The 17,054-nt window shown below is 67.3% G+C and carries 5 protein-coding genes; 1 reads left to right on the top strand and 4 read right to left on the bottom strand.

All coding sequences use genetic code 11. From position 1 onward, the window contains the following. The first annotated feature begins 33 nt into the window (after window positions 1-33). Complete coding sequence (locus WDZ97_RS15375) at window positions 34-747, top strand: DsbC family protein (protein WP_020166010.1); 714 nt, start codon at window positions 34-36, stop codon at window positions 745-747. Window positions 748-799: 52 nt separating this feature from the next. Here the strand turns inward: WDZ97_RS15375 and WDZ97_RS15370 are convergent, their stop codons facing one another. The 4 genes from WDZ97_RS15370 to WDZ97_RS15355 all read right to left on the bottom strand — a co-directional run bounded on the left by WDZ97_RS15370 (window position 800) and on the right by WDZ97_RS15355 (window position 17,008). Beyond that, window positions 800-1,579, bottom strand: a complete 780-nt coding sequence (locus WDZ97_RS15370) for a FecR family protein (RefSeq protein ID WP_425763320.1) — start codon at window positions 1,577-1,579, stop codon at window positions 800-802. Between the two features lie 11 nt (window positions 1,580-1,590). After that, the gene (locus WDZ97_RS15365) at window positions 1,591-10,965 is read right to left on the bottom strand and encodes a beta strand repeat-containing protein (RefSeq protein WP_425763319.1); all 9,375 of its coding nucleotides are present in this window, start codon (window positions 10,963-10,965) and stop codon (window positions 1,591-1,593) included. Further along, entirely contained in the window at window positions 10,892-15,286 is a 4,395-nt protein-coding gene (locus tag WDZ97_RS15360; protein WP_425763318.1) for a filamentous hemagglutinin N-terminal domain-containing protein, read from the bottom strand. The genes WDZ97_RS15365 and WDZ97_RS15360 overlap by 74 nt, the downstream gene beginning before the upstream one ends. A 186-nt stretch (window positions 15,287-15,472) precedes the next feature. Beyond that, window positions 15,473-17,008 carry a ShlB/FhaC/HecB family hemolysin secretion/activation protein gene (locus tag WDZ97_RS15355; RefSeq protein WP_425763317.1) on the bottom strand — a complete coding sequence of 512 codons (1,536 nt, stop codon included), beginning with the start codon at window positions 17,006-17,008 and terminating at the stop codon, window positions 15,473-15,475. Between the last annotated feature and the right edge of the window lie 46 nt (window positions 17,009-17,054).

Below are 17,054 nucleotides of genomic sequence, written 5' to 3'. Positions count from 1 at the left end.
GCGCAACGATGCGCGCCCTCACAAGGAAACTACATGTCCATCAAGCACACCGCAGCGCTGCTGTGCGCACTGGCTGCATCGACCGCCTGGGCGGGGCCGGAAGACACGATCAAGGCCGCAGTCGAGTCCACGCTGGGCGCCGGTGCCAAGGTCGAAGGCGTGACCAAGACGCCTTATCTGGGCCTGTATGAAGTGCGCGTCGGCGGAGAAATCCTCTACACCGACGAGAAGGCCAACTACCTCATCCTCGGCGAAATCCTCGACGCGAAGACGCGCCAGAACATCACGCAGGCGCGCGTGAACCAGCTGTCGGCGATCAACTTCGCCGAGCTGCCGCTGGACGTCGCGATCAAGCAGGTGCGCGGCAACGGCAAGCGCGTCATCGCCACTTTCGAAGACCCGAACTGCGGCTACTGCAAGAAGCTGGCGAAGGAACTGCTGACGCTGAACGATGTGACCGTCTACACCTTCCTGACGCCGGTTCTCGGCCCGGATTCGCAGAAGAAGTCCGAAGCGATCTGGTGCGCCGGTGACCGCCAGAAGGCGTGGAGCGACTGGATGACCGCCAACGTCGCGCCGGCCGCCGCAACGGCCGCGTGCGACACCGCCGGTCTGCAGAAGTCGGTTGCGCTGGGCGAGAAGTACCGTGTGCGCGGCACGCCGACCATCTTCCTCAGCAATGGCGAGCGCATTCCGGGCTACGTGCCGGTGGCGCAGCTCGAAAAGCGCATGGCGGGCGTGAAGTAAGGCCCGTTCGCATTTAAAAGGGCGCCGCCGGCGCCCTTCCCCGGGCGCCCGATTACTGCACCGTGCAGGAGGCGTCAGAATCGCTGCCCAGGCCGGTGCTGCCGTTCATGCCGGCAGGGCCGGGGCGGGCGGCGGTGGATGAGGGCAGCGACTCGTTCAGACCCGGATTTTCGGGCAGCGGCTGCGGCGCCGACTTGCTGCTCGACACGACGCCGGCCTGGCCGACCTCGAAGGTCTTGCTGCCGGCATCGTTCTTCACCTCGATGCTGCCTTCCTCGACGTCGAACACCAGCGCCGGCTCGCCCGGTTTGCCGTCCTTCGCCTCTTCCAGCGCCTTGATGCAGGCCGGATCGTCCTTGGTGTTCTCATCGCACAGCAGCATGCCGAAGCGCGTGCCACGTATGCCTATGGTGGCGGTGACCGTACTCGCGCGGTAGCCCTCGCGATTGCGTTTGCCGATCAGGCCGGTCACTGCACGCAGGCCGCCCTTGACCAGGCTGTACAGCAGACTGTCCTTCTCCGGCTTCGCCTCATCGAAGGCGTAACCGTCGATCTTCACCTGGCTGCGCGGTTTCAGCGCCAGCGACGAGCCGTCACCGAATTCGATGCGCGCCACCGTGGTCTTTTCGGTGGTGATGACGTCGCCGCTGTAGATCGACGAATCGCGACCGAGGATGCGCGTCTTGTTGTCGGCAGTCTGTACGTACATCGTGCCGGACAGATAACTGACGCGGCCGGCGGCCGGCGTCGGCGTGGTCTGCGCAGCCAGCGGTGCGGCAACGAATGCCGCGGTCAGCACCAGCAGGCGAGGGTTGAGGGGGCGGGCGTTCATTGATGGACTCCTTAACGGCACTGCAGGCGGCTGGCGCGGAAGTCGCGCAGCGGCTGGTCGAACTGCGGGCCCGACGCGGTGGCGATGTCGCTCAGTGCATCCACGCTTGCGACATTGATCGGCGCGCTGACCTGCGGCGGCGTCGACGGCAGCACGATGCGCGGCGGCTGGAACACTTCCGGCAGCAGCGTGGTGGCGATCACCTGCACCTGCGGCTGTGTCACGGCCGGTTCCGACGTGACGGCAAAACTGATGTTGAACACGGCCGTGCCGCTGCCCAGGCTCAGCGTGAAGCGGGCGCTGTCGGTGCCGTTGAAGCCAGCGTCCGCTGTGTAGATCCAACCGGCGGCTTGGCCGCTGACTGTGCCGTTCTGCGGCTCATTGGTCAGCACGGCGCCCGAGCGCAGACTGAAACTGAATGGGGTGCCACCCTGCGCGGCGTAACTGCGGTTGATCACCGGCTGTGACGTCGGGGAGAAGCTCAGCGTGCCGGCGCCGCCGATGCGGTCGAAGATGTCCGGCGGCAGGTCGCCGCCCAGTTCCATCGTCGCGTCAGCACCGATGACGAAGCTGCCGGCGCCGGTATTCGCGATGCCGCCGGTCAGGCCCAGATTGCCCGAACTGGCGCTGACTTCACCGAAGTTCGACAGCAGCACGCCGATGTTCGAGCTGCCACCACCCACGGTACCTTCGAGCGTGCCGCGGTTCACCAGACTGCCGCTGCCACCGACCGCGGCGTTGCTGCCCACGCCGAGCGACGCGCCGGTGGCGACGATGAGTTGCGCGCCGCTGCTCATGTTGAGCCGGGTGCCGGCATCGATCAGCCCGCTGTCGGCGATCGTCAGGCGTGCACCCGCGAGGTTGAGCGATGCGCCGTCCAGCAGCGCATCGCCATTGACGATCACACTGCGGCCGGCGCCGCCGATCGAACCCGAGGTCCAGACGAGGTTCTCGGCAACGGTCAGCGTGCCGGTGCCGCCGATGTTGCCGGCCAGATCAAGCGTGCCGAAGCTGGCGTTGCTGTTGAAATTGACCAGCGTATTGCCGCTGACCCGCGTGGTGCCGCCGACCGAATAGACGCCGTTGACGTTGAACAGGCCGCCGGAGAAAGCGGTGAATTCGACGTCGCCGCCACCGGTGATCGACGAACCCGGACCGAAGTCGCGGAAGGCGTCGCGGAAGCGCAGCGTGGCACCGGCGTCGACCGTGTAGTCGCCGCTGTCGGCGCCGGGACCGGACAGGTCGGTGTCGTGAGCGAGCACCGACAGCGTGCCGCTGCGCACCTGCACGTTGCCGTCGTTGGCGAAGATCATGCCGCCGCCGCTGCCGAACTCGACCGTGCGGTTGGCATCGACGACGATGCTGCCGGTATTGTTCAGCCGTGTCGTCGTCAGGTTGCCGCTGCTGCCGGGCAGCACGTTCAGCGTGCCGTTGTTGGTGAACAGATTTCCGGTCAGCGTGCCACCGGCGTAGTTCAGCGTACCGGCGTTGTTCAGTGCGGCGCCGAAGTTCAGCGTGCCGCCGGTCAACGACAAGGTGCCGCCATTCAGGATCGTGGTCGGCGCATTCAGCGTGCCACCGGTCAGCGTCAGTGAGTTGGCGTCGCCTATGGTCAGACCGGCCAGCGTGAGGGCCGGGTTCGCGTTCAGCACGACGTCGGCGCCGCCGGCGAGGTTGATGAACACCAGATCGTTCAGGCCGGGCAACACGTCACCGGTCCAGTTGGCCGCATCCAGCCAGTTCGACGTGCCAGCCCCACCGTCCCAGCAGATGCCGATGGCGCAGTTGGTGAAGCCGAGGCGGACCGTCGACGCGGTCCGTGTCAGCGAGTAGTTGCCGCTGGGTGCAGACAGCGCCAGCGACGACGCCTCCAGCGTGCCGCCGGCCGTCACCATCGCCAGCCCCATGCTCTCGGTCGGTTGGGCGCCATTGATCGCCTGGATCGCCAACACGCCGTCGAGCAATGTATTGCCCCCCACGTCGACTACGTCGTACTGGCCGGCGGCCGTGCCTGCGAATTCCGCTTCGATGCGGCCCAGCTCGTCCTGCTGCAGTCCGCCGATCACGGTCAGCGTGCCGACTGCGCCGGCGCCGCCCGGCTGCAGTACGCCCCGGTTGGTCAGCAGCGCACCGCCGAGGTCCAGCGTACCGTTGCCGGCGATGATGCCGCCGTTGCTCAGGGCCCCGGTGACGATGCGCGCCCCCGCTGCGATGTCCATCCGGCCGCTCAGTGTGGAGAGCGCCGACAGGTCGAGCGTGCCGCTGTCGGCGCGATAGCTCCCGCCCTGATCGACCAGCCGGACGAAACTCGCAAAGCCGCTGCGACCCGTGCCGCTTGTCTTGGCAATTGTGCCGCTGTTGTTGAAGTTGCCGCCGGAGCCCGAGTTCTCGGTGATGTCGCCGTCGGTGGTGAAGTTGAAGCGACCGCTGTTGCTGAAGGTCGTGCCGTCGTTGATCAGCAGCTGCCGACCTTCGCTGGCGTAGTTCACGGTGCCCATGTTGTTGACGGTGACGCCGCTCAGCGTCAGGTGGCCGCCGTTGGTGTGCGCGCGCAGCGTGGCGATCGTGCCGGCCAGCAGATTCAGTTCGCCGCCACCGGATATGCTGGCGGCGCTGTCCCAGTTCATCGTGCCGGCGACGTCCAGCGCGCTGTTCCGGGCCAGGTCGAGCGTGCCGCCCGACAGATTCAATGCGCCCTGAATGCGGGCGCCGGACAGATTGACCGTCGCGCCGCCGAAGTTGGCGATGCCGTTCAGCGTCGAGCCGGTGGCGAAGGTGTGCGTGCCGGCGTTGAAGCGCACATTGCTGCCGACGATGTTGAAGACGCCGGCGTGGTTGCCGCCAGTCTGCAGCAGCAGGCTGCCGGTGCCCGAGTCGACCGTCCCGCCGTCGAGATTGTTGAAGCGGACGAAGCTGGCGAAACCACTGCTGCCCGAACCGCCGGTCTTGGCGAGCGTTCCGCTGTTGTTGAAATTGCCGCCGAAGCCCGAGTTTTCGGTGACGTCGCCGTCCGTCGTGAAGTTGAAGCGACCGCTGTTGTTGAAGGTCGTGCCGTCGTTGATCAGCAGCTGCCGACCTTCGCTGGCGTAGTTCACGATGCCCATGTTGTTGACGGTGACGCCGCTGAGCGTCAGGTGACCACCGTTCGTGTGGGCGCGCAACGTGGTGCTGGATCCAGCCAGCAGATTCAGCGTGCCACCGCTGATCGTCGCACTGGCGTCCCAGCGCATCGCGCCATCGACGTTCAGTGCCGTGCCTGCCGCCTGGTTGATCGTGCCGCCCTGCAGATTGAGCTGACCGTCCACTGTGGCGCCGGACAGATTGACCGTCGCGCCACCGAAGTTGGCGATGCCGTTCAGCGTGGAGCCGGTGGCGAAGGTGTGCGCGCCGCCGTTGAACCGCACATTGCTGCCGACGATGTTGAAGGCGCCGGCATGATCGCCGCCGGTCTGCAGCAGCAGGCTGCCGGTACCCGAGTCGACCGTACCGCCGTCGAGGTTGTTGAAGCGGACGAAGCTGGTGAAAGCGCTGTTGCCGCTGCCGCCGGTCTTGGCGACGGTGCCGCTGTTGTTGAAGTTGCCGCCGAAGCCCGAGTTCTCGGTGACGTCGCCGTCCGTCGTGAAGTTGAAGCGACCGCTGTTGTTGAAGGTCGTGCTGTCGTTGATCAGCAGCTGGCGGCCTTCGCTGGCGTAATTCACCGTTCCCGCGTTGTTTATGGTGATGCCGCTGAGCGTCAGGTGGCCGCCGTTGGTGTTCGCGTTCAGTGTCGCGGTCGAGCCGCCGAGCAGGTTGAGCGTGCCGCCAGCAAGCGTGGCGGCACTGTTCCAGTTCAGCGCGCCGCCGACATCGACGGCGACGTCGTTGCCGAGCGTGACGCGCGCACCGCCACCGAGCGTGAGATTGCCGGCCAGCGTCGAATCGAGGCTGGCCAGCGTCAGCGACGCACCGTTGATCGTCAGGTGATTGCCGGCGCTCGTGTTCAGGCCGGCGATGGTGTGCGAGCCGCTGTTCAGCAGCACGCTGCTGCCGCTGTCCAGTGAGATGAAGACCAGATCGTTTACCCCGGGCAGCACGTCGCCGGTCCAGTTGGCCGCGTCGGTCCACAGATTGGTACCGGCGCCGCCGTCCCAGCAGATGCCGCCGCACACGAGCGCGTTGTAGCTGAGACGGAAGGCATTGCTGGCAATCGCGGTCGCATAGCCGGCGGCGGGCAGCGTCACCGTGGCGAAGACGTTGCTCACGCCGGCGCCGGCGGTGATCAGGTCGATGGCCACCGTTTCGCGAACGTAGCCCGGCGCTTCCGATACGACCAGTGCGCCGCCGAGCGTGGCGCTGCCGCTGACGGCCAGCTGGTCGTACTCGCCGGCCGCGTTGCCGCCGATGGCCATCAGCAATTGCCCGCCGCTGCCCTGAACGAAGTGGCCGGTCACCCGCATCGTGCCGTGCGTGTAGACACCGTTGAACAGATCGCCGACATGCAGCGTGCCGTCGTTGCGCAGCGTGTTGCCGGCCCCCACGTCTATCGTGCCGAAACCTTCGATCAGTCCGCTGGCAGCGTTGGTGAAGCCGCCAATGCGGCGCAGGGTCGCGCCGCTGTCGATGAAGGTGACGCCGTTGTGCGTGAGGCTGCCGCCGAACTCGAGCAGCGCGCCGGCGAACACGTCGATCTGACCGTTGTGCGTGAAACTGCCGCCGCCCGGGGCGCCGGCGTAGCCGATGCCGAAGCGCAGGCTGCCGCTGGCGACGTCGATCCGGCCGTTGTTGGTTACGACTGCGTAGTTCGCCGTGCCGCCGGGGATGCCGAGGGTGCCGATGCTGGTTTCGCCGCCGCCGTTCTTGCTGATCGTGCCAGTGGCGAGGTTGTTCAGCGTCAGCGTGCCGACGCCGACCGAGCGGTCGCCGAAGCTGAAGTTGCCGGTGATGTCGATCAGCCCCGCGTTGTCGACACGGGCGTCGCCGACGACGTCGATGTGGCCTTCCTGCCAGGCTAGCGTGCCGAAGTTGCTGAGTGAACCGGCGCCGAAGCGCTTGTAGCTGGTGCCCTGTACGTCGTCGCTGCCGGTGGTGCTGAGGGTGAGCGTCGCGCCGTTGGCGACGACGAGGTTTCCGGTCAGGGTGCCGCGCGTCCAGCTGCTCTGTCCGGTGAGTGTGGCGCTGCCGCTGCCGGCGAAGGTGCCGCCGTTCCAGTTGTAGCGGCCGATGGCCGATGCCGCATTCACCGTCAGCGTGCCGCCGGACTGCGTCACGGTCGCCGCCTGGAAGCCGGCCTGAGCAATCGCCTGGGCGTTGCCGGCCAGTTCGAGGTTGGCGATCGAGGTCGGCGCGGTCATCGTGAAGCGGGCCGCGTCCTGCACGCGCACGGTGAAGCTGCCGTCGGCAATCGCCGGTGCGGTCGACGCCGCGGTGGCCATCGCCGAGTCGATGAATTCGATGCGACCGCCGCCGTCGAACTGGCCGGTCGTGTCGAGCAGGTAGCTCGCGCTGCCGCCATAGCGCACGGTGGCACCGAGCGCGACGTCGATGACGCCGGCGTTGGTCGCGCCGCCGCTCAGCGTCATCGATCCGCTCGCGTTACGGACGGTCGCACCCTGGCGGACGTCGACGCGTCGGGTCGAACTGCGCGTGCCGGCTGCGTATTCGAAGGTCGACCCGGCGGCGAAGATGGAACTGCCGCTGCCGACCATGTCGCCACCGGTCCAGCTCGAACCGGTGCCGGTGAAGGTGACCGCGCCGCTGCCGCCGAAGCTGCCGGCGGACAGCAGCAGACGGGCGATCGAGGTCGGCGCGTTGGCGGTGAAGCTGCCACCGCCGATGACGAGATCGCCGGCCAGCGCGGACGCCGCCTGCCCCGAGGCGCCGCCGCTCAGCGTCAAGGCGCCACCGCTCAGACTGAGGGTGTTGCCGGCTGTCGTCGTCAGCGATGCAATGGTGTGCGTGCCGCCGGTGAGCTGCACATTGACGCCGTTTTCGAGATCGATGAACACGAGGTCGGTGGTGCCCGGCAGCAGATCGGTCGTCCAGTTCGCGGCGTCGGTCCACAGCAGTGTGCCGGCGCCGCCATCCCAGCAGACGCCGCCGCAGATCGCGCCGGCATAGCTGAGCACGTGGCGGTTGCCGACTGTCAGCGTGCTGTAGCCGGACGGCAGCGTGACGCTGGCGAAGCTGCCGCTCAGCGTGTTGGCGCTGACGATGTCGGTCTGCAGCCCAGTGGGCTGGTAGCCGGCCAGCTGGGTGACAGCCAGCGTGCCGCCCAGCGTGGCCGCGCCACTGACGATCAGCGCGTCGGTGCCGGCACTGCCGCGCTCGATCTGCAGTGTGCCGTCGGCGCCCTGCACGTACTGCCCGGTGATGCGCAGCGTGCCGATGCTGTTCGCGCCGCCCGGCGCGACGACGCCGCGGTTGAGCAGACCGGTGCTGCCGACGATCAGCGTGCCGTGGCCGGCGATGGTGCCGGTGCTGGTCAGTGCGCTGCCGCTGGTGCTGAAGCTGGTGCCGGACAGCAGTTGCAGCACCCCCGGATTGTTTGCGAAACCGTCGGCCATGACAGCGCCCTGTGCCACGGTGAAGCTGCCGGTGTTGATGAAGCGGATCGGGCTCCAGAAGTTGAAGGTGCCGTTGCCCTGTTTCACCAGCGTGCCGGCATTGACGAAACTGCCCGCGCTGCCGCTCTGGTACCACGCGCCGGCGTTGGTGTTGCTGGCCGTATCGATGTACAGCGTCGCGCCGGCGGCATTGGTGAAGGTGGCGTTGCCGCCGAGATAGAAGTAGCCGCCCGGCTTGTAGAGACTGCTGTTGCCCGAGGCGTTGGTATGCACCATCGAGCGGCCGTCCAGGCCAAAGGAGTTGTTGCCGGAAATCTGGAGGACGCCACTCACGGTCAGCGTGCCACTGCCGCTGACGTCGCCGCCGGTCCATTCATAGCGCCCCGACAGTTCATTGCTGCCGCTGCCTGCAAGATGGCCGCCGCTCTGACGTACGGTGATGCCTAGGTCGAGGCCGTCGGCCAGCATCAGCGTACCGCCGCTGATCACCAGCGGACCGTTGCCGGCGAAGGTTGCCGTCGCGGCCGCGTGGGCCGTCACCGTGTTACCCGGGGCGGTGACGATTTCAAGACTGCCGGTGGTGCCGATGACGTGGTGGCCCGCGAGCAGGTGAGCCGGCGCCGTCGTGTTGTTCACGCCCAGCGTGACGCGCCCCTGTTCGATCTGCAGCGTACCGTTCTGCGTCAGCGTGGCCAGACCGAAGCTGCCGAAGTCGAGGCGGCCGCTGCCCGACTTGATCAGTGTGCCGGTATTCACGAAGCTGCCGGCGCTGCCGGAGTCGTGGTCGATGTACATGACGCTGCCGCTGCCGGCCACATCCAGCCGCAGTACGCCGCTGTTACGGAACACGGCGCCGTTCTCGAGATTGAAGCCGCTGCCCGAAGTGTTGGCGATGCGGCTGTCACCGCTCGAATTGACGTGGTCGAGCAGTGTGCCGTCGCGCAGATAGACCGTCGTGTTGCCGGTCTGCAGGAAGCGGCCACGTTGCGTCAGCGTGCCGCCACCGTTGATCGTGCCGCCGGTCCAGCTCAGGTCGCCGGTCACCTCGGCGGTGTTGGCGCTGCCGATGGACAGCGTGCCGCCGCTCAGTTCGAGGTCGGTTGCCACCGTCGTGCCATGGCCCAGTACCAGCGTACCGCCGCCGACGGCGAGAACGCCATCGCCATTGAAGGCGAAGCCGGTGTCGGTGGTCGTGCTGCCCGCGCGCACCAGCACGCGAGCACCGTCGGCGATGGTCATGCTGCCGCCGAGCGCGATCGATGTTCCACCGAACTCCACCGTGCCGGCATTCACCGCGAAGCTGCCGCTCTGGTCGAAGGCGAGTGAGCCGTAACTGCCGAAATCGATCCGCCCGCTGCCGCTCTTGACCAGAGTGCCCGCGTTCTCGAAGCGACCGCCGCTGCCCGAGTCGTGGTCGATGTACATGATGCTGCCGGCGCCGGCGGTATCCAGCGTCAGCACGCCGGTATTGCGGAAAACGGCACCGTTCTCGACATTGAAGCCGCTGCCCGACGCATTGGCGATGCGGCTATCGCCGGCCGTGTTCGTGTGCAGCATCTGCAGGCCATCGCGCAGATAGACCGTCGTGTTGCCGCTCTGGATGAATGCGCCATTCAGCGTCAGCGTACCCGCGGTGGCCAGATCGGCTGCCCGCACGGTGCCGCTGTTCCAGACGAAGTCGTCGTTCATCGTTGCCGAGCCGGTCAGAGACAGCGTGCCGGATGCCTGCGTATAGGCCACGTCGATGCGGGCGCCGTCGGCCAGCGTCAACGTACCGCTCTCGTGCAGCAACTGACCGTCACCGGAGAAGCGCGCCGTGGCGCTGATCGTGCTGGAGTGCGAACTGGTGAGCTGCAGCGCGGTACCGTCGGCCAGTGTGGTGTTGCCGGACAGCAGATGACCGCTGGCGCCCTGGACGATGATGCTGCCCTGCTGGAGGTTGAGCTGACCGGCCTGCTGCAGGCGGGTCGGGTTGTAGATGTAGAGGGCGCCGCTGCCCGTCTTGTTCAGCGTGCCTTGGTTGTGCAAGGTCCCGCCTGCTCCGCTGCTGTAGTAGGTACCGAAGTTGCCGCCGCTGGTATCCACCGTCAGCACGGCACCGGCGGCATTACGCAGTTCGCTGGTTCCGCTCAGGTAGAAATAGCCGCCCGTCTTGGCGATGCGGCTGTTGCCGCTGGCATTGGTGTGTACCAGCGTCGTGTCGTTCAGTCCGAAGGAGTTGCTGCCGCCGCCCACGTTCAGTACGCCGCTCAGCGTGAAGGTGCCGCCGCCGCCGATGTTGCCGCCGGTCCAGTCGAAATCGCCGCTCGCTGCGGTCGCGCTGGCAACGTTCAGCGTGCCGCCGCTGAGCGCGATGTCGGAACTCAAGCTGCTCAGGTTGAGGTTCAAGGTACCCGACACCACCTCGATCCGCGTCTGTCCCTGGTCGGCGTTCAGATTGGCGGTGTGGCCAGCCACCCGCAGCAGCGACGAGGGCAGCGCGAGTGCCGCGTTGTAATTGACCGTGCCGCCGCGGATGTCGATCGCGTCGAAGGCCAGCCCGGCGCCGGCAAAGGTGCTGGTGCCGTTGTTCTGCACGAAGCTGGCGATGTGGCCGGATGCGTTCGCCGTGAAAGCACTGCTGCTGTTCAGCGTCACCGCGTTGAGATCGAGCGGTCCCTGCGTGATCAGCTGTCCGTTGCCGTTGAGCGTGAGGTTGCCGGCGATCGAGGTTTCGTCGACCACCGTCAGCGAGCCGCCGCTGATGGTCAGGTGTTCCTGCGAAATCAGCTCACCGACGGTCCACGTGCCGGACGAGAGCGTGACCGTAGGCGTGTAGCCGACGCGGTCGATGAGCACTGACATCGACGCGCTGTTCGGGGCGAAGCCGGCCACTGCCGTCGAAGCGGGTTGCGGAACCGGTGCCGATCACGCCGGAATCGAGGTGCAGATCGCCGCTGCCGCCCAGTTCGAAGCTGCCGGCGATGCGATTGCCGCTGTTGCCGTCGCTGCGCAGCGTCATATCGAAGCCGCTTGCCGCATCGAGGCGCGCGCCGTCGTCGGCGCTGAAGGTGGCGGAGCCGCCGCTGCCCGCCGCCATATAGATCAGGCCGCTGGCCGCCGTTGTGAACAGGCGCCCGGTGGCGCCAAGGTGCAGCGTGCCACCATTGTTGATCTGCAGGTAGTAGCCGCTGCTGTTGCCGAATTCCAGGTTGCCGGAAACGACCAGACGACGCGACAGGTACTTGTAGGCCGACGTGTTGTCGATGACCGCCGTACCGCTGACCGTGGTCGTGCCGCTGCCTGCCAGCGTACCGCCGGCCCAGGTCATCGGACCGCTGATCAGCAGATTTCCGCTGCCGCCCAGCGTGCCGCCCTCGAAGCGGAACAGCGTCGAAATGGTCGAGGCGTGGTCGATGTTCAAGGTCGTGCCACCGCTGATGCGCAGCAGCCCGGTGCCGCCGAAGCTGCTTGCGGCTGCGGTCGTGAACACGCCCGAATCGATGTGCAGCGCGCCGTCGCCATCGAGCACGAACTGCCCGCCCAGCGTGTTGCCGGCGTTGCCGTCGCTGCGCAGCGTGAGCGTGGTGCCGGTGCCGACCGTGATGGCCGAACCGGCGGCGGCCGAGAAGGCCGCGTTGCCGCCGCTGCCCGCCTGCATGTAGATGAGACCGCTGCTGCTGGTCGACAGCCGTCCACCGCTCGCCAGATGAAGTGTGCCGCCGTTCTCGATGCGCAGGTCGTAGCCGGTCGAGTTGCCGAAGGTGAGATTGCCGGACACTTCGATCCTGCGGCTTACGTATTTGTAGGCCGAGGTGTTGTCGATGACGGCATCGCCGGTCAGGCGGGTGATGCCGCTGCCGCCGAAGCGGCCGCCGCGCCAGTCGAAATCGCTGGCGATCGTCAGCGTTCCGTCGCCATTGATCGCCGCGCCGCCGCTCATGCGCAGCAGACCGTCACCGCCGAAGCTCGTGTTGCCGTCGACATTGAACGCGCCGCTGTCCAGGTGCAGCGCGCCGGCGCCGTCGAGATCGAAGGTGCCGGAGAGCTGGTTGCCGCTGCTGCTGTCGCTGCGCAGTGTCAGCAAGGTGCCGTCGGCCACCGCGATGCGACCGCCCGCATCGGCGCTCAGGACGGCCGTGCCGCCGGTGCCGGCCTGCATGTAGATGAAGCCGTTCGTGGTGCCGGTGGCGAGCGTGCCGGTCGAGCCGATGTGCAGATGTCCGCCGTTGCCAACGCGCAGGTCATAGCCGGTCGGATTGTCCAGCGTCAGTGTGCCGTCGATGCGCAGCGTGCGCTGCAGGTAGCGATAGGCGCTGCTGTTGTCGATCAGGCCGTTGCCGCTCAGCACCGTGCTGCCGCTGCCGTCCATGCTGCCGCCACGCCAGTCGAACAGCGTACCGATCGTGAGCACGTGGCTGCCGCCGATCACGCCGGAGTTCGCAAGACGCAGTGAGCCACTGCCGCTGAAGGTCGTATCGGCACCTGTGTTTATGCGCCCTGCCGCCAGCAGCAGTACGCCGTTGCCAGTGGTGGTGAAGTTGCCGGCGATGAGATTGCCGGCCGCGTTGTCGGACGACAGGCTGAAGATGCTGCCGTCGCCCAGACTCAGGCTGGCGCCGCTTTCCGCACTGAAGGTGGCGGTGCCGGCGGACGCGGCCAGACGCAGGAAGCCGCTGGCGCTGGCCGTACCGACGCTGCCGCCGGCACGGATGTTCAGCTGCCCGCCATCGCGCACGTAAAGGTCGTAACCGGCGCTGTTGGCGAATTCGAGTTGGCCGGTGACGTCGAGCCGGCGATCGAGGTAGCGGTAGGCGGCGCTGTTGTCGATCAGGCCGCTGCCGGTGAGCGTCGTGGTGGCGCCGCTCAGCATCTGGCCGCCTTGCCAGAGCAGGTCGCCCAGCGTCAGTGCTGCATTGCCGCCGAGGTTGGCGGCCAGCGTCAGGCGTCCGCTGATCGACGATGCGCCGCCGTTGAAGGTGAGCGTGCCCGATGTCGCGCTGTAGTCGCCGTCGATATGCGTGCCATCGGCGGCGTTGAAGGTGACGCCGCCCGTGACGGTGCCCGCCTCGATGTCGATGCCGGCGCCCGAACTGTAGCTGCTGCCGCGCAGGTCCACGGTCGAACTGCTGCCGGCGCGGATCAGGATGCCGCCGCCTGCCGCCTGCAGCACCGGCAGGATGATGTCGGCGCGCTGGTCGCCGACGGCGCTGCCATTGCTGTAGCCGGTCTGCATCGTGATGCTGCCGTCGCCCTGGGTGACGATGCGCAGGCCTGCGCCGTGCCAGCCGCCGGTGACCAGGTCGATGCCGGCGCTGGCGCCGCCTTCTCCCGCGCCCAGGTTGCGCGTTTCGATCAGCAGGCTGCTGCCTTCGGCCAGCGTGAGCTGGCCCGCCGTTTCGCCGGCGACGTTGCCGCTGGCGGTGTAGCTGAACTGCGAGGTGCCCACCGTGACCGAACGTTGCGCACGCAGGATGATGTCGGTGGTCTTGCTCTGTTCCTCGATTTCGCTCTCGTAGATAACCGTCGGGCCCAGCGCCTCGGCGGTGAGGGTGCCGGGGGCGCCGCCGTTGAAGGTCAGGCTGCCGTCGTTCGATCCGTCGCCGCTGCCACCCTGGATTACCATCGCCAGTGGGTCGAGCAGCAGCACGCCATTGCGGCCGCGTGCCGCCGAGGTGTCGGTGCGCCCGCGGTAGAGCAGGGCAATCTTGCCCGACACCTCGACCTGGCCGCCATTTCCGCCGCGCTCGCCGCCGCGTGCCCAGATGTTGCCGTGGAAGGCGGTGGCTTGATCGGCCCACACCACCACCTTGCCGCCATCGCCCTCGAACAGCGCATCGGCCAGCAGGCGGGCGCCGCTGCCGATCCAGCTCACTTGGGCGTTGCGCACCTGCGGATTGGCGCCCTGCCAGTCGCCGCCGACCAGCACCGAGCCGCCGCCGGTGTCGCCGGACGCGTCCAGCGTGGCGTTGCCGCCGACCAGCACGGTGTCGGCGGTGATTTCGATGTGGCCGCCCTTGCCGGCGGCTTCGCTTGTCGTCGCGACCGGTGCCGGGCCGGACCCGGTTGCGGGCAGTTCGATGTCCTCGGCCGTGCTTGTCGGGGCAGGTGCAGGAGCGGGAGCGGCGGGCAGCGTGCCCGTGGCGCGCAGCGTGCCGTCGACGCTCGCCTTCTGCGTGGCCGCGATATCGATGCGGCCGCCCTGGGTGCCGCTGGCCTCGACCAGCGCGCCGGCCTCGACCTTCACCTCGGGTGCGGCGATGTCGATGTTGCCGCCGGCGCCGTCGGCGGTCTTCGCCGTCGTCTCCGATTGAGCGGTCAGCGTGACCGACTTCGATCCGCGCAGCACGATGCGGCCGTCGGCGGTGCGGTGCGCACCGGTGGCGCTGATCTTGCCGGCCTGCGTCAGCGCCGCACCGAACATGCCGACGTTGCCACCACGGGCGATCAGCTGACCGAGGTTGATCGCCTCGCCGCCCGCTTCGACCCGCACGCGCAGTGCGGGCTGATGCGGGTCGGCGATTTCCACGCTCTTGCCGGCGGCGAGCACGATGTCGCCGTTCTCGGCGGTAATCAGGCCGGTGTTCTCGATGTCGGTGGCGATCAGCAGCAAAGGGCCGCCGGTGGTTTTCAGCGTGCCCTCGTTGCGCAGCTTGCCCGTCGCGACTTCGGCGTTGAACTTCAACCGCCCGGCGGTGAAGTCCTCGTTGCTGATGTTCAGTGTCGAGGCCACGAGCCCCGCGGTGTCGACCTTGGCGCCCGCGCCGAACAGCACGCCGTTCGGGTTGATCAGGAACACGCGGCCGTTGGCGATCAGATTGCCCAGTATCTGCGACGGATCCTGCCCGACCACGCGGTTGAGTACGGTGGCGGTCGAATGCGGCTGGATGAAGCGCGTGGTTTCACCCGGCTGGATCGAGAACTGCTTCCAGTTGATGATGGCGCGGTCGCTGGCCGTGATGTTCAGCGTGCTGCCCTGGGTCTGGATGCCGACCTGGCCCTGCACGATCTGGTGCCCGGTCGGATTGGCGATGACCAGACCGGGCAGCGCTGCCGCCATGGCCGCGACCAGGCGGCGCAGAGCGCGACCGCCGCTGTTCTTGCCGCGCGCACAGGTTTCTTCCGGCACCGGCACGTAGCTGCGGTGTTCGTCGGAGTAAACCAGTCTGTAGCGACCCTTGTTCATTTCGGCCTCAAGTTCTTCTTAAACGGGCCGTAAACAGGATGCGGGTATGTTCGCAACGCAAAGTCCGGTGCCCGTGATGCAGCTGCTTCGTGTCGCGCAGACAGACGTTGTATGCGCGAATTTTTCGCGATTCGGGGTGTTTCGCCGGAACCGGCCGCGCGCCACCGGGAGGTGGCCTTCAGGCGGTCAGAAGTTCAGGCTGAACGTTGCGTGCACGCGGTGACTTCCGGAGTCGTATCTTCCTGCTCCGTCAATAAGTTGAGCGTAGTCGATCCGCCCAGATAGCCACGTGGAAAAGTTGACGCGCAGACCCACGCCTGCCGAAAAAACTGCCTGACTTGCGTCTTCGCCGGCCAGCGGCCGCACGCGATAGAGGTGGGCGGTGTCGGCGAACAGCACGCCGCGCATCACCCAGGTGTCGTGCACCCAGGCGGGCGTATCGAGATCCGCACTGACACGCCAGCCGCGGTCGTCGGCGAGCACGCGCTCGCGCAGGCCGCGCACCGAATCGGCGCCGCCGATACCGAATTGTTCGCCCGAAACCAGTTCGTCGTTGGTGTACTGCGCCTGTGCCTGCAGGCGCACGCGCCAGTCCCTGGACAGCAGCTGCAGCCATGAGGCGCCGGCCCGGATCACCGCGAAGCGCGCGTTGGCGCCGCCGCGCGAGGCGGCGAAATCGCTGTCGCGGCCGTGTTCGCCACCGGGCAGGTTGCGCGCATAGCTGACGTTCAGGCCCGCTTCGCGCAGGTCGTTGCGCCAGTTGCCGCTCCACGACAGGCTGACCGGATGGGTGATTACCCGCGGGACCAGACTGCCGGGCACGTTCTCCAGGACAAAACTGCTGTCGAAATCGCGCCAGTCGGCCGCGAGGCTGACGCGCTGCGTCAGTTCCCCATCGCGTGGCAGGTGCCAGTTGTAGCGCGCGGAAAAGATGCGGCCGGCGCCGGACACGCTCGCCGTTGAGTTCAGCACCTGTACCTGACCCGAATTCACGCTCGAGTAGCCGGCGACCAGGTCGATCGAATTGCCGCTGCTGTACAGCGGAATGCGATAGCCGAGGCCGAAGATGGTGACTTCGGACGGCTTCTCTATTGAAGTCGTGTACTGGAAGGTCGCCACATGGTCGCGGTTGAACAGGTTGGCGTGCTGCAGTCCGATGGCGACGCGGTGGGTGCCGGTCGATGGTGTGCCACTGTTGTCCACGGTGACGAAGCGGCGCAGCGGCTTGTCGTCCGCCACTGAAATCGTCGCCGCGATCTCGCCAGGCTTGCGGCCGGACTTGAAGGTCACATCGGTCTGCTTCGACGAATTGTCGTTGGCCAGCGACAACTGGCGCGCCACGTCGGTCGTGTTCGGCATGCGGCCGTCGGCCAGAGCGGGCAGGCTGGCGCGGATGTTCTGATCGTCGTGGTGTTTGGCGCCCTGCAGCGTGATTTCGGTCAGCTTGGGTTCCAGAACTTCCAGCACGACGGTGCCGCCACTCAGTTCCTGTTCCGGAATGCTGACCTGGGCTGCGCCGAAGCCGCGCTGGTGGTAGGCGGCCTGCAGTGCGGCGCGCGCCGCTTCGAGCTGTCCGAAGCCGACTTCGGCGCCGGTATAGGGCGACAGCATGGCGTCGATTTCCCCCGGCCGGAAAACTGTTCCGCCGGCCAGCGAGTAGGCGCGCACCTCGAAGCGGGGGCCGTCGGCACTCTCCTCGGCGCGCGCGTCGGCGAACGACAACTGGACTGCACAGATGCACAGCAGCAGGGAAAGTCTGGGCGACACC

This window comes from Methyloversatilis sp. MC4-4 (assembly GCF_049843555.1).
GTDB lineage: Bacteria > Pseudomonadota > Gammaproteobacteria > Burkholderiales > Rhodocyclaceae > Methyloversatilis > Methyloversatilis discipulorum_B.
The sequence above is the reverse complement of the archived record's forward strand: the minus strand, read 5'-3'. Positions and strand labels throughout refer to the sequence as shown.